This is a genomic window from Micromonospora sp. 050-3, from assembly GCF_046549335.1.
Lineage (GTDB): Bacteria > Actinomycetota > Actinomycetes > Mycobacteriales > Micromonosporaceae > Micromonospora > Micromonospora trifolii.
Genome location: NZ_JAJPVX010000002.1, coordinates 936,316 through 956,954 on the forward strand (window position 1 = coordinate 936,316; position 20,639 = coordinate 956,954).

The following is a 20,639-nucleotide window of genomic DNA, read 5'->3' on the forward strand; positions in this document are numbered from 1 at the left end:
CAGGCATGACGACCGAGACCGCGCACCGGGCCGGTGCGGCCGGCAACGCCGACGGGGTGGGCACCTGGGCGGTGCTGCTGCCCGCCGAACGGTACGAGGCCGAGCGGCTCGTGCACCACGACACGCTGGAGCTGACCGGGCTGACCGACGTTTCGCGGCCAGGGCCGGGGGACCAGGTGGCCGTGCTGGTCGACGCGCCGCCACGGCTGGTGGCCCTCGGCCGGGTCACCGCGCCGGGTCGACGCCACCGCGAAGACCCGGACGACCCGCAGTCCCCGGTCGAGCCGGGCACGCTCGTCGTCGCGTACACCCGACGGGCCTTCGACGAGCCGGTGCCGGCCGACCTGCTGACGCTCGACGGGCCGGTCACCGCGGTGGAGCCGGCGGCCTTCCGGGCGCTGGCCGACCAGCTCGGCCCGCCCCCGGCGCGGCGCACCTGGCTGGTCAGCCTCGACCTGCCGATCGAGGCCGCCACGCCGGCCGAGGCGGTTCGGCTGTTCTGGTCCTATGTGCAGGAGCTGGGCCCGCGTGAGCTGCCCGCCTTCGTCTCGCCGGCCGGCGACGAGCTGGCCATGCAGGCGTTCGTGCTGGGCGAGCAGGCCAACCAGGACCCGGAAGAGGACGACTAGAAGAGCTTGTCCACTCGTCCCCGCCAGTCGGCGAGGACCGGGCCCGGGTCGGTGTCCAGCACCCGCTCCAGCAGCGTGGCGTAGACGTCCCGGAAGTCGGTGGTGTATTTCAGGTCGCCGTCGTCGAGGTCGGTGAGGCTCGGTGGTGCCCCGTGCCAGCCGCCCCGCACGCCCGCGCCGAGCAGCAGCACGTCCGAGGCGGTGCCGTGGTCGGTGCCGTCCGAGGCGTTGGCCCGTACCCGGCGGCCGAACTCGGAGTAGACCGCCACCACCACCTTCCGGCCCGCCTCGGTGCGACTCATCCGGTCGGCGAACCCGGTCAACGCCCGGTCCAGCTGACCCAGGAGCACTGCCTGCAACTGCTTCTCATCGGCGTGCGTGTCGAAGCCGCCCAGCGACACCGAGAAGACCCGGGTGGACACTCCCGCCTCGACGCACTGCGCGACAAGGTCGAGCTGCGCGTCCAGCGGGGTGCGGGCCCCGCCGGTGGCCGTCGCAGGGGCCTGCTCGCCGTCCGGGTCCGCCGTGTCCGGGTCGGCGGAGTCGCGTACCTGGCGGATCATCTCGTCCACCGACCGTAGGTCGGCGAAGCAGGCGGCGGCGCGACCCCGGGCCGCCGACTCGCCCGCCTCGGCGGCGGCGAACGCGGTGAGCGTCGCCGCGGGCAACCCCTTGGCGGCCTTCCGGTCGGTCACCGGCACGGCCGCACCGGCGCTCTGCGCCCCGGCCAGCAGCGGCGGCAGGGCCGGCTCGAAGGAGACGGCCAGCCGGGGGTCGCCACCGGCGCGGTCCAGCCACCGCCCGAGCCAGCCGGTGGTGCCGGGCCGGTCCGGTTGCGCGGTGTGCCAGATGTCCATCGACCGGAAGTGGCTACGGTCCGGCTTCGGGTAGCCGACTCCGCGCACGATCGCCAGCCCACCGCTGGACCAGCGCTGGTGCAGGCCGGCCAGCGCTGGGTTGAGGCCGAAGTCGTCGTCCAACCGCCGCACCTCCCCGTCCGGGTACGCCAGCTCCGGGCGCGCCGCCCGGTAGGCCGGGTCGCCGTACGGGATGACCGTGTTGAGCCCGTCATTGCCGCCGTAGAGGGTCACCAGCACCAGCGTGTGGGACTGCGGGTCGCGGTCCCCGCTGGTGTCCAGCAGGTCCCGCAGGCTGTACGCGCCGGCCCCGGCGGCCAGCGCGCCCGCGCCGACCACCCCACTGGTGAGCAGGAACCTGCGTCGGGTCACTGTGTCCATGTCGACTCCTCCGCTCAGCTGACTGTGTATTCGGGGCTGACCAGGCCGGCGGCCAGCAGCTTGCGGGGCTCACCGGCCAGCGGGGTGAGAGCCGCCCGGGTGCGTGCGCCCCAGCCGTCGACCACCAGCAGTCGGGCCAGCGCGTCCGGCCGGCCGGCGGTGGGCGCGGCGGTCAGCCGGGCCAGCACCGCCGGTGCCGTGGCGGCGGCGAGCACCCCGGCCGTCCGCAGCCGGGCCTGCAACGACGAGGTGGTCAGCCAGGCGGCCCCGGCCGGCCAACCGCCCACGCTCGGTGGGCGCAACGGCACCTGGTCGAGCGCGTTCAGACCGGCGAGCAGTTGTTTGCGTTGCTGCTCGGGCAGCGCGGACGGTCGGATGCCGAGCTGCCGCAGCGCACCGACGAGCCACTCCACCGGCTGCTTCACCAGCGTGCCCCGGGTCTGCGCGAAGGCCGGTGCGGAGAAGAGCGCGCGCACTGTCGCCGTGGTGTCGGCACCGGCCAGGCCATCCGGCGCCGGGGTCTCGGTGCCGGCGTAGCGGAACCAGAGCCGGCCGGCCACGAAGGTCGCCGCCGCCGGTTGGGCCGCGAGCAGACCGGCGTACGCCTCGGCGTCGAACCGGCCGCTCTGCCCGAGGATGCTCTTCTCGCCAGGGTCGTGCCGCTTGGTCTCGAAGCGGACCGCGCCGGTACGCCGGTCGACCACCCAGCCGGTCAGGGCCCGCGCGCCGGCCTTCACGTCGGCCTCGCTGTAGGCGCCGATGCCGAGGGTGAACAACTCCATCAGCTCGCGGGCCAGATTCTCGTTCGGCGCCTTGCGGGTGTTCTTCTGCCCGTCCAGCCAGACGATCAGGGCGGGGTCGCGCACCATCGCGGCGACCAGCGGGCCCAGCGGCCCACGACCGTGCCGGCGCAGCGTCTCCAGCTGGCCCACCATCAGCCGCGCCGACTTGACCTTCTGCGCGCTGGTGGCCCAGTGCCCGTGCCAGAAGAAGAGCAACTTCTCGGTCAGCCCGTCCTCGGCGGCCACCATCCGGTCCAGCCACCACTCGGTGACCTGCTGGAGTTGCTTGCGGCGCTCCGCATTGGCCTGCTGCCGCTGCTCGCGGGTGGAGTCCTTGGTCAGCCCGGCGTACGGGTCGGGGGGCAGCGTCGGGACGGGCGTTGCCGCCGCACCCCGGTCCGTGGCGGGCGGCTTGAGCAGCCGGTCCAGTGTCGCCGCCGGCCCGGCCCGCTCGGCCGCGTCCACCTCGTCGGCGGTCGGCCCAAAGGTGGCCCGGCGCAGCAGGTGTGCCACCGCTTCACGATCGCTCATACCGGCCGACGCTAGGCGGCCCGTGTTCGAGGACGGTAAGGGCGGCGTCCGGATCGCGTTCAGCGTCCCTCGAAGACCGGTTTCTGCTTGCCGACGAAGGCGAGGGTGGCCGCCCGGTGGTCGGCGGTGGCACCGCAGATCGACTGGGCCTGCGCCTCGGCGGCGAGGGCGTCGGCGAGGGTGCCGGCGTCGGCGATGGAGAGCTGTCGCTTGATCGCCCCGTACGCGACGGTCGGGCCGGCGGCGAGGCGGGCGGCCAACTCCTGGGCGACGGGCAACACCTGCTCGTCGTCGTCCGTCAACCGGTTGAGCAGGCCCAACCGGCATGCCTCCTCGGCGCGGACCGGCTCGGCCAGCAGCAGCAGCTCCACCGCCTTGGCGTGGCCGACCAGTCGGGGCAGCGTCCAGGAAGCGCCGGTGTCGGCGGCGAGACCGACCTTGGCGAAGGCCATCAGGAAACTGGTGGTCGGGCCGCCGATGCGGATGTCGGCCAGGAACGCCAGCGACGCGCCCGCCCCGGCGGCCATTCCACGGACCGCGGCGATCACCGGCTTGGGCAGGTTGGCGAGCCGGGCGGCGATCGGGTTGTAGTGCGCCCGCACGGTGCCCAGCGGGTCACTGGCGGAGTTTTCCAGGGTGGCCACGTGCTCGCGCAGGTCCTGACCGGCGCTGAACGAGCCGCCGGCCCCGGCCAGGACGACCGCGCGGCAGGACCTGTCGGTCTCCAGCTCCGCGAGGGCGTCCCGCAGCGCCTCCTTGAGCGCCACGTCGAGCGCGTTCATCGCGTTCGGCCGGTTCAGTGTGAGGGTGACGACGGCATCGGTCCGGTCGACCAGCAGCGGCTCGGTCACGTGTCTAACGACCCTTCTGTCGGACGATGCGGTTGCCGGCGTCGAGGCACTGTTCGACGTACCGGTCGGCGGCCGGACGCAGGCGGGCTGCGTGCCGGTCGAAGAAACTGGCCGCGGCGGTGCCAGGCCACCGCTCGGGCAGCAGCGCCGGGGGCAGCTGCGGATCTTGGAAGAGGAACGTACGCCACGCGTGCACGAGGCGGAACCGCGTCGCGTACGCCTCCTCGTCGCTGCTGCGCACTGTGACCGCGGCGAGCAGCGGACGTTGGTCCGCGACGAACCGCTCGTAGGCGCGGCCGATCTCGGCCAGGTTCCAGGCGCGTCGGACCACGCCCATCGCGCCGGGGGTGCCGGAGAAGTGCGAGGCGGTGAACCGCTCGAACCGGATGCCGGTCTCGGCGAGGAGCAGGTCGACGTCCTCGGCGGGGCGGGTGGCGACCCAGGTCTGCTCGTCGAGCGTCCCGTAGCCGAGGAAGCTCAGGTTGGCGGCGAGCCGCTGGCGGTCCCGCCGGGAGCCCGGAGCCTCCAACACCAGCAAATCGAACCGGCCGTCCCAGGTGACCCGGCCGGTCCGGTAGATCCGGGCCGCTGCCTCGTCGAGTCGGCGGGCAGCTTTCGGTGTGATCGAATATCCCGGTCCGGAGACCAACCGGAGGGGTTCGAGCCAGCCCTGACGCACCATCCGGGAGACGGCGGTGCGAACTGCCGGCGGTGCGATTCCCAGCGGCGCCAGTAGCTTGACCAGGGCAGCAACCGGTGCCCGGCCACCCCTCGGACGGAGGTGGTCGCCGTACAGGTCGAAGAGTGCCGACCGTGCCTGCATGACCGCACATTGTGACAGGCCTTCTCAAGATAAGCTAGATGCTGTTACATCAATGCTGCTCCGGTTTGGGTCCGGCGGTGTTCATCAGGGAAAATCGTTGTTGACACCCCCGTGACCGTTGCGGGTGGTCGTGACGAAGTGGCTGTGGGGCAACCCACCGACCCTGGTGTAGGTCTGAGGGGAGACAACATGGCGGCGATGAAGCCGCGGACGGGCGACGGTCCGCTGGAAGTCACCAAGGAGGGGCGGGGCATCGTCATGCGGGTCCCGCTGGAGGGCGGTGGCCGGCTCGTCGTCGAGATGACTCCCGACGAGGCCAACGCGCTCGGTGACGCACTGAAGGCAGCGGCCGGCTGAGTAAGGAGTGCTCCGGGCGGCTCGCGCCGCCCGGAACGTTCTTCAGGCCCTGAGCCACCGGAACCACCGGTGGCTCAGGGTCTTCAACGCTGTGGGCAGGTGGCTTCGCCGCCGGCCCGCGACACTTTCCTGGAGGTGCGGTTCCGCGTGCTCGCCATCCGTCTGATCGCCGAGCCCGACCGGCTCGACGTCCTCGTCCTGCCCGTCCGCCCCGCCGATTCGACGGCGGAAGGTGACACCTCGGCCGAGCCCGTGTCGACCGCCGTGGCGAGCCCGGACGGCACGGCCGACGAGGCGGCAGCGCTGGCGTCAGCCGCCCGACTGACGGGCCGAGCCGGCGAGATCCACACCCAGTTGCGCCCCGGGCGTACCCCCGGCAGGCTGCTGCTGCTCGGCATCGGTGACGGCGGCGAGGCGGCCTGGCGGACGGCAGGCGCGGCCCTGGCCCGCTCAGCTTCGGCTGAGACGCATATCACCATCGCGCTGCCGGCCGAGGTCACCTCGGCCGCGGTTCGCGGACTGACCGAGGGGCTGCTGCTCGCCCCGTACCGGTTCCGACTCACCGAGGCCGGCGACCGACCGTCGCTCACCGACGTCGACCTGCTGCTCCACGACCCGACCGGGTACGAGGACATCGTCGCCACGGCCCGCACCACGGCCGCGATGACCCACCTCGCCCGGGACCTGACCAACACCCCCTCCTCGGTGAAGACCCCGCAGTGGTTCGCCGACCAGGTGGCCTCCGCCGCAGCCGACCTTCCGGACCTGCGGCTGCGGGTCCGTGGCCCGGCCGAACTCGCCACCGAGGGCTTCGGCGGGATCCTCGCCGTGGGCGGTGGCTCCGCCAGCGGACCCCGGCTCGTCGAACTGGACTGGCACCCCGCCAACGCGCGCACCCACGTGGTGCTGATCGGCAAGGGCATCACCTTCGACACCGGCGGCATCTCGATCAAGCCGGTGGCGTCGATGAAGCTGATGCGCAAGGACATGGCCGGCGCGGCCGCTGTCGTCGCCGCCACCCTGGGCGCCGCCGCGCTGCGGCTGCCGGTCCGGATCACCACGTTGGCCCCGCTGGCCGAGAACATGGTCAGCGGCTCGGCGTTCCGCCCCGGCGACGTCATCCGGCACTACGGCGGTACGACCAGCGAGACGACCAACTCCGACGCCGAGGGTCGGCTGGTCCTCGCCGACGCGCTGGCGTACGCGGTGCAGCAGCTCGAGCCGGACCTGCTGCTCGACCTGGCCACGCTCACCGGCGCGAACTCGGTGGCGCTGGGCAAGCGCACCGCCGCCCTGTACAGCGAGAACGACGAACTGGCCGCCGGCGTGCTGGCAGCGGCCGAGGCGGCCGGCGAGTCGGCGTGGCGGATGCCGCTGCACACCGACTACGTCGAGTACCTCGGCAGCGAGATCGCCGACCTCTACAGCGCACCGACGCAGGGTGCCGGCTCGGTGCTGGCAGCGCTCTACCTGCGCGAGTTCACCGGCGACCTACGGGACCGCTGGCTGCACCTGGACATGTCCGCCCCGTCCTGGGCCGACGGCGACCAGGCCGAGGTCAGCCGCGGCGCCACCGGCTGGGGCGTCCGCTCGTTGCTGCGCTGGCTCGCCGACGTCAACTAGGGCGCGTTTCAGAGCCTCGGGGCGACCGGGGCTCTGACCCGTTCCGGGCTCGGATCAGCACTTCACCGCGGCGAGCAGCCCGTGCCCGACCGGAAGCAGCGCGGGAATCCAGTGCTCCGACTCCCGGACCGCCTTGATCGTCTCGCGAACCGTCACCGTCTCCGCGTCCCGGGCGGACGGGTCACCGATCCGGTCATTGGCCAGCACGCCGTTGAGCGCCAGCACGCCCCCCGGGCGCAACAGCCGCAGTGCCGCCTCCACACAGGCATGGAAGCCGGTCGCCTCCGCGTCCACGAAGACCAGGTCGTACGCACCGTCGGCGAGCCGGGGCAGCACGTCGAGCGCCCGACCGGTGATGATCCGGGTGCGCCCGGCCGCGAAACCCGCCTCGGCGAAGATCCGCCGGGCGATCCGCTGGTGCTCCACCTCCACGTCGATGGTGGTGAGTACGCCGTCGGCGCGCATGCCGCGCAGCAACCAGACGCCGCTGACCCCGGTGCCTGTGCCGATCTCCACCACCGCACGGGCACTGCCGGCGGCGGCCAGCAGCCGCAGCGCCGCCCCCGCGCCGGGGGTGACCGCGTCGAGGCCCACCTCCCGGGCCAGGCTGCGGGCGGTACGCAGAACGAGATCCTCGGTGACGTACGACTCGGCGAAATGCTGGGCCTGTGTCGTCGAACTGCCGGAACCGGCGACCGTGGCGATGGGGCACCTCCGGGGGCGGTGCGTGGTGCGGGGGCGGGTTGGCACTGTGAGCGTAGAGGCGACCGTCGTGGGGCGCAGCCGCGCCTCCGCCGGAAGCGATCACCGGGGCAACCGCTGACTGCACCGCGTCCATCCGTGCAATCCTGGAGGCGGTATCCCGTCAGCCGCGACCAGACCGGCCCGTGGCCGGGCGACGCGGCGCGGGATCCGGGGACGGACTGGGAGGCACCGACGTGACCGACGGCTGGGACTGGCGCCGGGGCGGTGAGACTCCGGCTCCGGCGCGACCGCCCGGGGCAGGAGCCCCGTCGGTGGGGCCGCCGACCATGCCGGGGTCTGACCCCGCACCCCTCGCCTCGCCAGGCAGCGGACCGACACCGGGCTGGCCGGCGCCTCCCGGCGGACAGACACCGAGTTGGCCGGCGTCTTCTGGCGGGCCGGCACCGAGTTGGCCGGCGTCTTCTGGCGGGCCGGCACCGAGTTGGCCGGTGCCGGCTGCGGGCGGGCCCACCTCGGCCGACGCGTCGGCCTGGTGGTCGGACGCGCTCGCCGACCCCTGGCGCGACCCGGCGGCCCCGACCGCGGTGGTGGTGCCCGGGGTGGTGGCACCCGGCACCGAGCCCGAGCCGGTCACCGACCCCGATGCGCCGGGCCGTCCGACACTGCGCCACCTGTTGCTCATTCCCGTGATCACCGCGCTGCTGGCCGGCACCCTCGGCGGTGCGCTGGGCTACGCGTTCGCGGTCCGCGGTGGCGCTGGTGCGGCGGTCCTCGGTGGTGCGCCCGCGGAGGTGCCGGCGCTGGCGCAGCGCAAACCGGAGTCGCTGGCGGGCGTCGCCGAACGGGTCCTGCCCAGCGTGGTCACCGTCCGGGTGAGCAGCCTCGGTGGGACCAGTGAGGGCTCCGGGTTCATCGCCACCGCCGACGGCCATGTGATCACCAATGACCATGTGGTGGCCGGCGGCACCGGCAAGGCCTCGGTGGTCTTCAACGACGGCAGCACCGCGCCGGCGACCATCGTGGGTCAGGACGCGGAGTCGGACATCGCGGTGATCAAGGTGAGTCGTCCCGGGTTGCGACCTGTGGAGTTCGGCGACTCCGACGCGCTGGCGGTCGGCGACCCGGTGCTCGCCATCGGCTCGCCGTTGTCGCTGGCCAACACGGTCACCGCCGGCATCGTGAGTGCGCTGGACCGGACGATGCAGGCCGGTGAGCCGGGCGGCCCGGTGCGTTACTACGCCGCCATCCAGACCGACGCCGCGGTCAACCACGGCAACTCGGGCGGCCCACTGGTCGACGGCGCCGGTCGGGTGGTCGGAGTGAACTCCACAATCAAGTCACTCGTAGCCGAGGGGCACGAGGCGGGCAACATCGGGCTCGCCTTCGCCATCCCGATCAACCAGGCCAAGCGGGTGACCCAGGACATCATCGGCACCGGCAAGGCCCGGCGTACGGTGATCGGCGCCCGGGCGGACGGCCCGACCGGGGTCGTCGGGGGTGGCCTGCGGTTGGCCGAGGTGGAGCCGTCCGGCCCCGCGGACGGCGCCGGGCTGAAGGTCGGCGACGTGATCCTCAAGATCAATGGTCGGCCGATGACCGAGCCGACGGATCTGACCGCGTTGGTCCGCAAGTACGCGCCGGGCTCGGTCGTGACAGTCGAGTATCGGCGGGGCTCCACCCGGCAGAACACCTCGGTAACTCTCGCCGCGGACGCGAAGTGAACAGCGGCGCACCCCTTGCCCGAAAGCCGTTCGGCGTGCGTAGTCTTGCTGCTGACGCCGAGAGGAGGCCCGCGGGATGCTCGACAACCTGAACTGGTGGGAGATCGGTGCGCTGCTGCTTTTGGCGCTGCTGATCTTCGGCGACCGGCTCCCCGCCGTGATCACCGACGGCCTGCGGTTGGTGCGCAACCTGCGCAACATGGCCCGCAACGCCACCGGCGACCTGAGCCGCGAGCTGGGCACCGACATCCAGCTGGAAGACCTGCACCCGAAGGCGTTCATCCGCAAGCACCTCCTCAGCGAGGAGGACGAGGCGGCGATCCGCAAGCCGTTGCAGGGTGTCTACGACAACCTGCGCGCGGACGTCAGCGGTGTGCACAACGACCTGAAGGACGTGGCCAACGCCGCCGACCTGCGGTCGAAGGAGGCCCGGTCCGGCACGGCCACCAGCAGCCCCTTGGCGCCGGCCCCCCGCGCCAGCTACGACGACGCCACCTGACCGACCCGCACCCCGACCGGCTGGTGCCCGCGAGCGGCCAGTCCCGCCCTGCCCGGACTCGGCCGGATCGCCCGCCTGGGCCCGGCGCCGGCTTGATCGACTCCGGTTCCCGGAGGTCGCGGTGTCCCACGCCGTTCGAGCGGCCGACTTCCTGAAACCCGAGTTGACCATGCCGGCCACGTCGCGGCGGCCTGGCTGGACCAGCCACCGACGTGACTCAGCCCGCCGGCCAACAGTGGCCGACGGGCTGACGGTGGTTCGCGGTGGTCAGCGGCCAGCGGGCTTGAGACCGAGCGGCTTGCCGAGCAGTGAGTCGCGGCGCAGGGCGAGCCGGTCGGCGATCGTGCCGAGCGCCTGCGCGGCCGGGGAGTTTGGCTCGGCCAGCACGATCGGGTTGCCGGCGTCGCCGGCCTCGCGGACCCGGGTGTCCAGTGGGATCTGACCGAGCAGCGGCACCTGCGCACCGATGGTCCGGCTCAGCGACTCGGCAACCGCCTCACCACCGCCGGCGCCGAAGATCTCCATCCGGGAGCCGTCCGGCAGCTCCAGCCAGGACATGTTCTCGATGACGCCGACCACCCGCTGGTGGGTCTGCAGGGCGATCGACCCGGCCCGCTCCGCGACCTCGGCGGCGGCGGTCTGCGGGGTGGTGACGATCAGGATCTCTGAGTTGGGCAGCAACTGGGCCAGCGAGATGGCCACGTCACCAGTGCCCGGCGGCAGGTCGAGCAGGAGCACGTCCAGGTCGCCCCAGTAGACGTCGGCCAGGAACTGCTGCAATGCCCGGTGCAGCATCGGGCCACGCCACACGACTGCGGCGTTGCCGGAGGTGAACATGCCGATGGAGATCACCTTCACGCCGTGCGACTGCGGCGGCATGATCATGTCTTCGACCCGGGTGGGCCGGGCCTCGGTGCCGAGCATTCGGGGCACCGAGTGGCCGTAGATGTCGGCGTCGACGACCCCGACGGAGAGCCCACGGGCGGCGAGCGCCGCCGCCAGGTTGACAGTGACGCTGGACTTGCCGACGCCACCCTTGCCGCTGGCCACCGCGTACACGCGGGTGCGTGAGCCGGGCTGCGCGAACGGGATGACGGGCTCCTCGGTGGCGCCGCCGCCACCGCGCAGCTGCGACTGCAACGACTGCCGCTGCTCGGGGGTCATCACCCCGAAGTCGATCTCCACGCCGGTGACGCCGGGCACCGCGGCGACGGCGGCGGTGATGTCGTTACGCAGCTTGTCCTTCAGCGGGCAGCCGGCGACGGTGAGCAGCAGCTCGACGCGGACGACACCACTGGCACCGATCGTGGCGGAGCGGACCATGCCCAGCTCGGTGATGGGCCGGCGGATCTCCGGGTCGTTGACGGTGGCCAGGGCGGCCTGGATCGCGTCCTCGACGGTGCTCACGGGTGCTGACATGCCCGCAATGCTACGTCGCGGGGCATCCGTTGCCGCCGCTGCCCGGGGCGGTGTGAGCCAATCGATGAGCCGTCAGTCAGCTCTCTGACCGCGCGGGCCGGTGCCGTCCGGCCGGGCGTCCCGGGTGAAGTCGCCATCCAGGTCGTCGCGGGGTTCTTCCAGGCCGACGCCGTCGGTCGGCCGCTGGCCGCGCCGCTCCTGCCGGCTGTCCTTCTCCTGCTGGCGGCGCTCCAGTCGCTGCCGGCGTTGCCCCACCTCGTCCAGTTCTTCGGCCAGCCGGGCCAGCTCGGAGCGGAGGAAGTCGCGGGTGGCGACCTCACCCAGAGCGATCCGCAGGGCGGCGATCTCCCGGGCCAGGTACTCGGTGTCCGCCTTCTGCGCGGTGGCCCGCCGCCGGTCCTCCTCCAGGGCAACCCGGTCCCGGTCGGCCTGCCGGTTCTGGGCCAGCAGGATCAGCGGGGCCGCGTAGCTGGCCTGCAACGAGAGCACCAGGGTCAGGAACGTGAAGGTGTACGGGTCGAAGCGCAGGTCCGCCGGGGCCAGGGTGTTCCAGACGAACCAGATCGCGATCACCACCGTCATGACGACGATGAAGTTCGCGGTGCCCATGCCCCGGGCGATGCCCTCGGACCACCGACCGAACGCCTCCGCGTCGAACCGGGGCAGCTTGACGCCCCGGGGCTCGCGTGGCTGGTCGAGACGCTCCGTCCGACGCTGGTCAGCCATCTGCGCCGTCCAGCGCAGGGTCGGTGGTGCCCGGGGCGGCCAGGGCGTCGCGGTCGCGCCAGTCCCGGGGCAGCGAATGGTCCAGCACGTCGTCGACAGTGACGGCGCCGACCAGCCGGTTGTTGCGGTCGATCACCGGCATGGCGACCAGGTCGTAGGTGGCCATCCGGCGGGTGATCTCCGGCAGCGGCGTGGTGGGGCGCAGCGGGTCGATGTCGTTGACCACCACCTTGCCCAGCAGGTCGGCAGGGGGTTCGCGCAGCAGCGCCTGGAAGTGCACCATGCCCAGGTAGCGGCCGGTCGGCGTGTTCTGCGGCGCCCGGGTCACGAAGACCTGCGCGGCGACGGCGGGCGAGAGCTGCGGCTCCCGGATCCGGGCCAGCGCCTCGGCGACTGTGGCGTCCGGCGGCAGGATGACCGGCTCCGAGGTCATCACACTGCCCGCCGTGCCGGGGGTGTACTTCAGCAGTTGGCGTACCGGGTCGGCCTCGTCCGGCTCCATCAGGTCCAGCAGCACGTCCTGCTCGGGTGGGGGCAGTTCGTTGAGCAGGTCCGCCGCGTCGTCCGGGTCCATCTCCTCCAGGACGTCGGCCGCCCGCTCCCGGTCGAGGGCGGCGAGGATCTCCACCTGGTCGTGCTCCGGCAGCTCGCTGAGCACGTCGGCCAGTCGCTCGTCGTCCAGCGCGGCCGCTACCTCGTTGCGTCGCGCGTCGGGCAGATCCTGCAACGCGTTGGCCAGGTCGGCGGGGCGCATGTCCTCCAGAACGGCGAGCAGGTTCGCCGTACCCCGGTTGTCGGCGATGCCGCTGAGCCCGCGCACCCGGTCCCACTCGACCTGGTGCAGGTGGCCGCGGCGGCTGAGCCGACCGGTCTGCTCGCGTACGGCGACACGGGTCAGCGACCACTCGCCACCCCGGGTGCACTCCATCGCGACGTCAACGACCGCGCCGGGCTGACCGCCCGGGTCGAGTTGCACCCGCCGGTCGAGCAGCTCCTGGAGCACCAGCAGCTCGTTCTGGCGTTTCTCGAACCGGCGCAGGTTGAGGGTGCCGGAGCCGAGCACGACGGCGTCCGCGTCGATGGAGGTGATCCGGTTGATGGACAGGAAGATCCGACGACGCATCGGCATCTCGGCGACGAGGCCCACCACCTCCGGTGGACGCTTCGTCGCCCGCAGCCGTGCCACGGCGTCACGAACCCGCCCCACCTGATCGCCGTTCGGATCGAAGACGGCGACTCCGGCGAGACGGGCGATGTAGACCCGGGTCGGCGTACTCACGGGCACCAGCCTAAGCGCCTAGTGTTTATCAACATGTCGACCTTGGCCTACGAGATCGTGGACGTCTTCACCGACCGCCCCTTCGCCGGCAACCCGCTGGCAGTGGTGTTCGGCGCGGAGGCGCTGGCCACCGAGCAGATGCAGGCGCTCGCGTTGGAGTTCAACCTGTCCGAGACGGTGTTCGTGCTGCCTCCGACCCAGGCCGGCGTCACCTACCGGGCCAGGATCTTCACTCCGGTGGAGGAGTTGCCGTTCGCCGGGCACCCCAGCGTCGGCGCGGCGGTCACCGCCTGCCGGCGGGGGATGTTCGGTGTGGGGCAGGTCACCCAGGAGTGCCGGGCCGGTGTGCTGCCGATCGAGGTGACCGCGTCCGGGGCGACGCTGACCGGCGGCGCCCCGACCCTCGGGCCGGAACTGGACCCGGAGCCGTTGCTGGAGATCGCCGGGTTGGTCGCCGACGACCACATCGGGCCCGCCCCACGGGTCGCCGGCTGCGGGCTGGAGTTCCCGTACCTGCCGGTGCGGCCGGAGTCGGTGGCCCGCGCCCGGGTGGACCCGGCGGCGGCGCAGCGGTACGGGGTGTCGCACGTCAGCGTCTTCTCCTGGGACGAGGCCGCGCAAACCGCGCACGCCCGGGTCTTCGTGCCGGGGATCGGCGTTCCGGAGGACCCGGCGACCGGTTCGGCGGCGCTCGGCCTCGGTGTCTGGCTGGTGGCGAGCGGTCTGCTGCCCGGCGAGGGGCGGTCGGAGTACGCGGTCCGTCAGGGCGTGGAGATGAACCGTCCGTCCGCGTTGGCCTGCACGGTCACCGCGGCGAACGGGGTGGCGGTCGGCGCGACGGTCGCCGGCCAGGTGGTGCCGGTGGCCCGCGGCGAGATCGCCGTGCCGCCGTTCGTGGGCTGAGCGGAGGCGCGGATGCGGGAGGATGCGGGTGTGACGGACGAGGACGCCCCCGAGGGCACCCCACTGGTCGACGAGGCGATGAAGAAGGCCGCCGTGGCCTGGGTCAGCGTTGCCGGCGGGCCGGCGCTCGCGCTCTGGTGCGCCCCCCTGGAGGGCGCGCTGCTGGTGGTCAGCGGGCCGGGCGAGCAGGCCGCACCGGGTCTGGCCGACGCGACCGAGGCCCAGGTCACCCTGCGCGGCGACCACGGCGGTCGGATCGTCACCTGGCCGGCCCGGGTGAGCCGGTTGCAGCCGGGCACCGAGGCGTGGGACGTCACCGCGCCGCTGGTGGCGGCGAAGCGCCTCAACGCGCCGGGTCCGACCGCCGACCTGGTGGCCCGTTGGGCCGCCGACGGATGCGCGGTGAACCGGCTCGCCCCGGCCGGCGCGCCGCTGGCCGGGGCCGAGTTGCCGGCCGACGCGCAGGCCGAGCCACCCCGGGCGACTCCCGCGGTCCGGGCCACCCGCAAGCCGTTCCGGCTGCACCGGGTCCGCCGACGCTGATCGGTTGATCAGCCGGCTCGCCCGCCGACGCCTGCCACCGCGGCGTCGGCGTCGACGAGGGCGAGCACCTCGTCCAGGGTGCCGAGCGTGGGGCCGCGCCAGTCCTGGTCGGCGTTGAAGACCATGTGCGTGGCCAGATCCGGTGCGGCGAGCCGGACGGCGGTCATCCCGGCCCGCTCGGCGCCGGTCAACTCCTGGCTGCCGCCGTCACCGACGTAGAGGCAGTCGCCCGGCGCGAGCCCGAGCCGGTGGCAGGCAGTCAGGTAGAGCGTCGGATCCGGTTTGCACCGCCCGACCTGCACCGAGAAGACCCGTACGTCGAGCAGGGGAGCGACCGCGAGCTGCGGAAGGAAGGCCGGCAGTTCGTGCGTACAGTCGCTGATCACGCCGGTGCGCAGGCCGCGCTGGCGCAGGGCCGCCAGCACCGGCACCGCGTCGGCCCGTAGCCAGGTGTCGGCGCGGACCGCCCGGTGCCGGGACGCCACCGCCGCCCGTACCGCCTGGTCGCTGGGGTGTACGCCGGCCTGTGCGCACACCCAGCGCAGGGTCGCCTCCGCGTCGCCGAGCCGGCCGCTGGCCCGCTCGTAGTAGGTGCGGTTCAGCACCTCGGTCAAGATCTCGGTGGGACACCCGAGCAGTTCGGCGGTGCCGACGTGCGCGACACCGCGTTGTACCGAACGGGTCAGGGTGCCGAAGAAGTCGAACAGCACCGCCTGGTAGCTGGGCATGAGGGGAGCGCCTCCGGGCGGTCGAGGGTCGTCGGCGCGAACCCGCGTGATCGTAACGGAGTGATGACCCTCCGTGCTGACCGTCATACGTGTGAGGATTACGTCCCGTGCCCCCACCTTCACCCCGGCCGTCCCTGGACCCGCTGACCACCGGCGCGGTCGGGCTGGCAGTGGTCGCCGTGTCGTCGTCCGCGCCGCTGATCGCGTACGCCGCCGCCCCCGCGCTGGCGATCGCGTTCTGGCGCAACCTGCTCGCGGTGGCGGTGCTGAGCCCCTTCGCGCTGGCCCGACGCCGCGCCGAGTTCCGCAGACTGACAGTGGTCGCCGGCCGGCGGGAGGGCCTGTTCTGCGTTCTGTCCGGGGTCGCACTGGCCGGGCACTTCGCAACCTGGGTGCCGAGCGCCCAGCTCACCTCGGTCGCCACGTCCACCGCCCTGGTCGCCACCCAGCCGGTCTGGCAGGGGCTGATCGCCCGGGCCCAGGGGCGTCCGCTGCCCCGGGTGGTGTGGATCGGCATCGCGGTGGCGGTCGGCGGCGCGGCGGTCGCCACCGGGGTGGACGTGGGGGTCTCCGGCCGGGCCGTCCTCGGTGACGTGCTGGCGCTGATCGGCGCCATGTTCGCCGCCGTCTACACCGCCTTCGGGGAACGGGCCCGGGTCAGCATCAGCACCACCACCTACACCACCATCTGCTACGGGATCTGCGCGCTGATCCTGCTGGCACTGTGCCTGGTCGGCGGCGTACGGCTGACCGGCTTCGACGGGCGTACCTGGCTGGCCATCCTGGCCCTGGTGGCCGGCGCTCAACTGCTCGGGCACTCGATGTTCAACTACGCCCTGCGGAAGATCCCCGCTACCACTGTGAGCGTGCTGATCCTGCTGGAGGCGCCCGGCGCGGCCCTGCTCGGCTGGGCCTGGCTGGGTCAGCTGCCCCGCCCGTACGCGCTGCTCGGCATGGCGTTGCTGCTGGCCGGCGTGGCGGTGGTGGTGCTGGGCGGCCGGCGGAGCGAACCCACCGCCCTGCCGGCCGACCCGACCCCGCTGGCCGACTGATCGCCCGGCACGGTGCTGACACGACGTGAGGAACATGGACACTGGTTCCCTCCGCGGCGAGCCCGCCCGGCGTCTGTCCGGTTGAGGAGGGCGATCCGTTGACGACTGAGGACCGCGCCCGGGACGGCTTCGCCGATTTCGTCCGGGCCGAGACCGCCGGGCTGACCCGGTTCGCGTACCTGCTGACCGGTGACCGGCACCATGCGGAGGATCTGGTCCAGGTGGCGCTGGCTCGTGTCGCGGTGCGCTGGGAGCGGATCGAGGACCCGCCCGCCTATCTGCGTCGGGTGCTCTTTACCCAGGCCGCCAGCTGGTGGCGCTGGCGGCGGGCTCGCCCGGCGGAGCGGCTGGGCGTGGCGCTGCCGGAACGGTCCGGTCCGGGTGACGACCACGATCTGCGGCTGGTGCTGTCGGCGGCGTTGGCCCGGCTGACCGTGCGGCAGCGCGCGGTCCTCGTGTTGCGCTACTACGAGGACCGCACCGAGACGGAGACGGCGGAACTGCTCGGCTGCCGGGTCGGCACCGTGAAGAGTCAGACCCGTCACGCCCTCGGCCGACTCCGCGTCCTCGCCCCCGAACTGGCCGAACTTGTCGGCCGTGACCCGCAGGAGGTGGCCCGGTGACCGCCCGGCTCTCCGAAGCGCTGCGGCGCCTCGCCGACGACGTGCCGCCCGCGCGCGTACCGGAGGGGTTCTTCGACGCGGCGCGGACCCGGCACCGCCGTCGCCGGGCCGCCGTCGCCGGCGCGCTCGCCGTCCTGGTCCTGCTCCTGGGCACCGGGTACGCGCTGCACCCGGTCGCCCTGCCGATCCCCGCCGGCCCGCGGCACGACGCCCCCGGCCTGCCCACCCGACTCGTCGACCCGCCGCTGCGAACCGCCTCGGTGCGGGCCTCGGCACCTGGCTCGGCGGCGATGCTCTTCGGCGGTCCGGCCGTGCGCACCGATTGGTTCGAGACCCGGATGGGTGTGCTCGCCGCGGACGCCGACCGCTACCGGGTGCTGGACGCCGGTTCGGCCGTCGCGGGCTTCGAGGCGATGCTGTCCCCGGACGGCCGGTACGCCTCGATCGGTACGACACTGCTCGACCTGCGGACCGGGAAGCTCACCCCGCATCGCACGGGCGGCTACCCGCTCGCCTTCGCGCCGAACGGGAAGCGTCTCGTCTACGCCGAGGACGACACGACGTTCACCCCGCCCAACAGCTACGGCACTCCGTACGTCGGTGTCTACGACCGGGAACGCGGGGCGGACGTGCTGCGGGTGCGGGTCGGCACGGCCTGGGTTCCGCCCGGACGCACGGCCGCGCTCTCGCCCGACGGCGGGGAGTTGGCCCTCGAGGTCCGCGACGAGGTCTGGCTCATCCGGGTGGCCGACGCGGGCGCCGAGCGGGTCGCCGAGCCGTACCGGAAGTTGCCGCTCGCCGGCGGCCGGCTCGCCGGGGCCGGGTCCTGGCTGCCGGACGGTCGAACGGTGGCGGTCCTGGACCGGTCCACCTGCGCCGATTGTCCGGTGCCGTCCTTCCGGCGCACCTGGACGCTGGCGTTGCGGTCCACCGTCGACGGTTCGCCGTTGGCCGGTGCGGCGTTCCCCCCGCTGCCCTCCCGCACGTTCGTGCAACTGCTCGGCTGGCGCTCGGCGGACGAGGCCGTCGCCTTGGTCGGCGTGCCGGGTCCGGTGGCGGTGGACCGCCCGGACGACCATGACGTGGCCTGGGGGCCGTTCCACGAGCCCGGAACCGAGGCGGTGGAAGTCGTGACGCTGCGCCGAGGCGCACCCGCGCCGGAGGTGCTCTTCCGCACCCCGGCCGGCGTTACCGATCTGTCGGTCGCTGCCGACCTGGCGATCGACGGGGCGGTACGCGAATCCGGTCGCCCCGATTACGGGCCGCTGCCGTTCTGGGCGCTCGCGGTGGGGTTCGTCCTGGCGGTCCTGGTCGCGGTGCCCGTGCTGGCGTGGTTGCGCCGCTGGAGCGGTTGGCGTCGCCGCCCGCGCACCCGGACCGTGCCCTAGCTCTGGTGCACCTCGATGACCCGGGTCGTCGGCGCGCGTTCGCCGAGGGCGGTACGCAGGGCCGCCCGGTCCGGGTCGACGAGGAACGACTCGTAGCCGGCCCGCCCGTCGAAACGGATCACGTGCACCTCGGCCTGCCCGTCGGTGCCGCGCAGTCGCCGCTCCAACCGGCCGCCGTGCCGTTCGAGCAGGGCCAGCACGGCGTCCTCGTAGCGCTGCCCGGCGGCCTCGGCCCCGACGGCGAACTCGACGATCGCGACGAGTGTCAGCACACCGTCCCGCTCAGTCATCGAGACCGACCGCCTTGGCGCTCGCCGCCCACAGCCGGGCGGCGAGCTGCGGATCAGCCGCCTTCCGGAACGGCCGACGGGGCCGACGGTCGACGTAGTAACCCCCGTTGATCAGCCGGGAACGCTCCTGGTTGGCCAACCACACCAAGGTCTCGGCGCCCTTCTCCGGGCTGCGGAACGGCATGAACCGCATGCCGAACGCGACCAGTTTGCTGTCGTTGGCGAACCGGGTACGGACCACCCCGGGGTGGAAGCTGTACGCGGCAACGTCCGGCCAGCGCCGGGCGGCCTCGGCGGTGAACAGGACGTTCGCCTGCTTGCTGGTGCCGTACGCGCCCATCGGCCGGTAGCCACGCAGCGGCTTGTTCAGGTCGTCCGGGTCGAGTGCGCCGAAGCGGTGCGCGCCGGAGGCGGTCACCACGACCCGGCCCACCCGGTCGGCGAGCAGGTTGGTCAGCAGGAACGGGGCCAGGTGGTTGGCCTGGATCGACATCTCGAAACCGTCGACGGTGCTCAGTGGTTGCAGCGCGATCGCGCCGGCATTGTTGGCGAGCACGTCGATCCGGTCGTACGCGGACCGGAGCTGCTCGGCCAACCGGCGTACGTCGTCGAGGACCGCGAAGTCGGCCCGGAACAGCTCCGGACGTTCACCGGAGTTCTCCCGTACCCGTTCGGCCGCGGCCTGGAGGCGGGCCGGGTCCCGCCCGACCAGCACCACCTGGTCGCCCCGGCAGGCCAGGTGCACGGCGGCGGCCAGCCCGATGCCGGAGCTGGCCCCGGTCACCACCACCAGTCGACGCCCAGTGACATCTTCCACAGGTCCATTCACCCCGGTCATGGCGCGAGGTTACCGTGGCGTCACAACGCCCTTTGGGATCGTTAAGGTCTCGGATCTGTCGTCAGGTGGCGTCGGCATGCCCGCCGGACGCTGGAAGGAGCGCATCCATGGCCGCAGTCGGTCGCCCTCGCAGGTCCTGCCTCGCCGTGCCGGGTTCCAGCGTGAAGATGCTCGGCAAGGCCCAGGGGCTCCCGGCCGACCAGGTCTTCCTCGACCTGGAGGACGCCGTCGCCCCACTGGCCAAGCCGGATGCGCGCAAGAACATCGTGGCCGCCCTCAACGAGGGTGACTGGGCCGGCAAGACCCGTGTGGTCCGGGTCAACGACCTGACCACACCGTGGACCTACCGGGACGTCATCGAGGTCGTCGAGGGCGCCGGCGCCAACCTGGACTGCATCATGCTGCCGAAGGTGCAGACCGCGGCCCAGGTGCAGTGGCTGGACCTGACGCTCACCCAGATCGAGAAGACGATCGGCCTGGAGGTCGGTCGGATCGGCATCGAGGCGCAGATCGAGAACGCCGCCGGTCTGGTCAACGTGGACGCGATCGCCGCCGCCTCACCGCGCGTGGAGACCATCATCTTCGGCCCGGCCGACTTCATGGCGTCGATCAACATGAAGTCGATGGTGGTCGGCGGCCTGATCCCGGACTACCCGGGCGACCCGTACCACTACATCCTGATGCGGATCCTGATGGCCGCGCGCATGCACGACAAGCAGGCCATCGACGGCCCCTTCCTACAGATCCGCGACGTCGACGCGTTCCGCGAGGTGGCCAAGCGCTCGGCCGCGCTGGGCTTCGACGGCAAGTGGGTGCTGCACCCGGGCCAGATCGACGCCGCCAACGAGGTCTACCAGCCGGCGCAGGCCGACTACGACCACGCCGAGCTGATCCTCGACGCGTACGAGCACTACACCTCCGAGGCCGGCGGCCGGCTCGGCGCCGTGATGCTCGGCGACGAGATGATCGACGAGGCGTCCCGCAAGATGGCGCTGGTGGTCGCCGCCAAGGGCCGGGCCGCCGGGATGAGCCGTACCTCGTCGTTCACCCCACCGGCGCAGTGACCGGCCGGGCCGGGACGACCACCGCCG

At 72.9% G+C, this 20,639-nt stretch carries 22 protein-coding genes; 11 read left to right on the forward strand and 11 right to left on the reverse strand.

The annotated features are described in order from the left end of the window. The first annotated feature begins 5 nt into the window (after positions 1–5). Positions 6–629, forward strand: coding sequence for a hypothetical protein (locus tag ACLJOK_RS19325; protein ID WP_410820160.1), 624 nt, complete (start codon positions 6–8; stop codon positions 627–629). On the opposite strand, the gene ACLJOK_RS19330 is transcribed toward ACLJOK_RS19325, so the two are convergent. The 4 genes from ACLJOK_RS19330 to ACLJOK_RS19345 are packed head-to-tail and all read right to left on the reverse strand — an operon-like array spanning position 626 to position 4,854. Beyond that, entirely contained in the window at positions 626–1,867 is a 1,242-nt protein-coding gene (locus ACLJOK_RS19330; RefSeq protein ID WP_410820161.1) for a DUF1501 domain-containing protein, read from the reverse strand. The two genes, ACLJOK_RS19325 and ACLJOK_RS19330, sit on opposite strands and share 4 nt — an antisense overlap. A 14-nt stretch (positions 1,868–1,881) precedes the next feature. Next, the gene (locus ACLJOK_RS19335; RefSeq protein WP_410820162.1) at positions 1,882–3,180 is read right to left on the reverse strand and encodes a DUF1800 family protein; all 1,299 of its coding nucleotides are present in this window, start codon (positions 3,178–3,180) and stop codon (positions 1,882–1,884) included. A gap of 59 nt (positions 3,181–3,239) precedes the next feature. Then, complete coding sequence (locus tag ACLJOK_RS19340) at positions 3,240–4,031, reverse strand: enoyl-CoA hydratase-related protein (RefSeq protein WP_091394802.1); 792 nt, start codon at positions 4,029–4,031, stop codon at positions 3,240–3,242. A 4-nt stretch (positions 4,032–4,035) separates the two neighbouring features. After that, positions 4,036–4,854, reverse strand: coding sequence for a PaaX family transcriptional regulator C-terminal domain-containing protein (locus tag ACLJOK_RS19345; protein ID WP_091394799.1), 819 nt, complete (start codon positions 4,852–4,854; stop codon positions 4,036–4,038). Positions 4,855–5,043: 189 nt separating this feature from the next. On the opposite strand from ACLJOK_RS19345, the gene ACLJOK_RS19350 reads away from it, so the two are divergent. Together ACLJOK_RS19350 and ACLJOK_RS19355 are read left to right on the forward strand one after the other, a co-directional pair. Beyond that, on the forward strand, positions 5,044–5,211 hold the full coding sequence (locus ACLJOK_RS19350; protein ID WP_007455245.1) for a DUF3117 domain-containing protein: 168 nt from the start codon (positions 5,044–5,046) through the stop codon (positions 5,209–5,211). 147 nt (positions 5,212–5,358) lie between these two features. Then, the gene (locus ACLJOK_RS19355) at positions 5,359–6,834 is read left to right on the forward strand and encodes a leucyl aminopeptidase family protein (protein ID WP_410821534.1); all 1,476 of its coding nucleotides are present in this window, start codon (positions 5,359–5,361) and stop codon (positions 6,832–6,834) included. 54 nt (positions 6,835–6,888) lie between these two features. Here the strand turns inward: ACLJOK_RS19355 and ACLJOK_RS19360 are convergent, their stop codons facing one another. Further along, positions 6,889–7,458: an O-methyltransferase gene (locus ACLJOK_RS19360; protein WP_410821535.1), complete on the reverse strand. Its 570-nt coding sequence runs from the start codon at positions 7,456–7,458 to the stop codon at positions 6,889–6,891. Positions 7,459–7,865: 407 nt separating this feature from the next. Here ACLJOK_RS19360 and ACLJOK_RS19365 point away from each other — a divergent pair, with 407 nt between their 5' ends. Both ACLJOK_RS19365 and ACLJOK_RS19370 read left to right on the forward strand, forming a co-directional pair. Next, positions 7,866–9,260, forward strand: coding sequence for a trypsin-like peptidase domain-containing protein (locus ACLJOK_RS19365; protein WP_410820163.1), 1,395 nt, complete (start codon positions 7,866–7,868; stop codon positions 9,258–9,260). A gap of 76 nt (positions 9,261–9,336) precedes the next feature. Continuing rightward, positions 9,337–9,759 (forward strand): preprotein translocase subunit TatB, encoded by a 423-nt coding sequence (locus ACLJOK_RS19370; RefSeq protein WP_410820164.1) that lies wholly within the window; start codon positions 9,337–9,339, stop codon positions 9,757–9,759. A 267-nt stretch (positions 9,760–10,026) separates the two neighbouring features. Here the strand turns inward: ACLJOK_RS19370 and ACLJOK_RS19375 are convergent, their stop codons facing one another. From ACLJOK_RS19375 to ACLJOK_RS19385, 3 genes are all read right to left on the reverse strand, one after another. Then, a complete protein-coding gene (locus tag ACLJOK_RS19375) occupies positions 10,027–11,178 on the reverse strand; it encodes an Mrp/NBP35 family ATP-binding protein (RefSeq protein WP_410820165.1) in 1,152 nt (383 codons plus the stop codon). 72 nt (positions 11,179–11,250) lie between these two features. Next, positions 11,251–11,904: a DUF1003 domain-containing protein gene (locus ACLJOK_RS19380; protein ID WP_410820166.1), complete on the reverse strand. Its 654-nt coding sequence runs from the start codon at positions 11,902–11,904 to the stop codon at positions 11,251–11,253. Continuing rightward, on the reverse strand, positions 11,897–13,183 hold the full coding sequence (locus tag ACLJOK_RS19385) for a magnesium transporter MgtE N-terminal domain-containing protein (RefSeq protein WP_410820167.1): 1,287 nt from the start codon (positions 13,181–13,183) through the stop codon (positions 11,897–11,899). The genes ACLJOK_RS19380 and ACLJOK_RS19385 overlap by 8 nt, the downstream gene beginning before the upstream one ends. A 33-nt stretch (positions 13,184–13,216) precedes the next feature. Here ACLJOK_RS19385 and ACLJOK_RS19390 point away from each other — a divergent pair, with 33 nt between their 5' ends. Together ACLJOK_RS19390 and ACLJOK_RS19395 are read left to right on the forward strand one after the other, a co-directional pair. Continuing rightward, the gene (locus ACLJOK_RS19390) at positions 13,217–14,086 is read left to right on the forward strand and encodes a PhzF family phenazine biosynthesis protein (protein WP_410820168.1); all 870 of its coding nucleotides are present in this window, start codon (positions 13,217–13,219) and stop codon (positions 14,084–14,086) included. A gap of 12 nt (positions 14,087–14,098) precedes the next feature. Then, positions 14,099–14,629: a hypothetical protein gene (locus ACLJOK_RS19395; RefSeq protein ID WP_410820169.1), complete on the forward strand. Its 531-nt coding sequence runs from the start codon at positions 14,099–14,101 to the stop codon at positions 14,627–14,629. A gap of 8 nt (positions 14,630–14,637) precedes the next feature. Here ACLJOK_RS19395 and ACLJOK_RS19400 read toward each other — a convergent pair whose 3' ends face one another. Further along, positions 14,638–15,357, reverse strand: a complete 720-nt coding sequence (locus ACLJOK_RS19400) for an HAD family hydrolase (protein ID WP_410820170.1) — start codon at positions 15,355–15,357, stop codon at positions 14,638–14,640. Between the two features lie 107 nt (positions 15,358–15,464). On the opposite strand from ACLJOK_RS19400, the gene ACLJOK_RS19405 reads away from it, so the two are divergent. The 3 genes from ACLJOK_RS19405 (at position 15,465) to ACLJOK_RS19415 (ending at position 18,420) form a co-directional block, all read left to right on the forward strand. Further along, on the forward strand, positions 15,465–16,409 hold the full coding sequence (locus ACLJOK_RS19405; RefSeq protein ID WP_410820171.1) for a DMT family transporter: 945 nt from the start codon (positions 15,465–15,467) through the stop codon (positions 16,407–16,409). 98 nt (positions 16,410–16,507) lie between these two features. Further along, on the forward strand, positions 16,508–17,032 hold the full coding sequence (locus tag ACLJOK_RS19410) for a SigE family RNA polymerase sigma factor (RefSeq protein ID WP_410820172.1): 525 nt from the start codon (positions 16,508–16,510) through the stop codon (positions 17,030–17,032). After that, positions 17,029–18,420, forward strand: coding sequence for a hypothetical protein (locus ACLJOK_RS19415; RefSeq protein ID WP_410820173.1), 1,392 nt, complete (start codon positions 17,029–17,031; stop codon positions 18,418–18,420). Before ACLJOK_RS19410 ends, ACLJOK_RS19415 begins: the two co-directional genes overlap by 4 nt. Here the strand turns inward: ACLJOK_RS19415 and ACLJOK_RS19420 are convergent. Then, positions 18,417–18,710 carry a hypothetical protein gene (locus tag ACLJOK_RS19420; protein WP_410820174.1) on the reverse strand — a complete coding sequence of 98 codons (294 nt, stop codon included), beginning with the start codon at positions 18,708–18,710 and terminating at the stop codon, positions 18,417–18,419. The genes ACLJOK_RS19415 and ACLJOK_RS19420 overlap by 4 nt on opposite strands. Then, positions 18,703–19,527 (reverse strand): SDR family NAD(P)-dependent oxidoreductase, encoded by an 825-nt coding sequence (locus ACLJOK_RS19425; protein ID WP_410821536.1) that lies wholly within the window; start codon positions 19,525–19,527, stop codon positions 18,703–18,705. The genes ACLJOK_RS19420 and ACLJOK_RS19425 overlap by 8 nt, the downstream gene beginning before the upstream one ends. A 128-nt stretch (positions 19,528–19,655) precedes the next feature. Here ACLJOK_RS19425 and ACLJOK_RS19430 point away from each other — a divergent pair, with 128 nt between their 5' ends. After that, on the forward strand, positions 19,656–20,612 hold the full coding sequence (locus ACLJOK_RS19430) for an HpcH/HpaI aldolase/citrate lyase family protein (protein ID WP_091394764.1): 957 nt from the start codon (positions 19,656–19,658) through the stop codon (positions 20,610–20,612). The last annotated feature ends 27 nt before the right edge of the window (positions 20,613–20,639 follow it).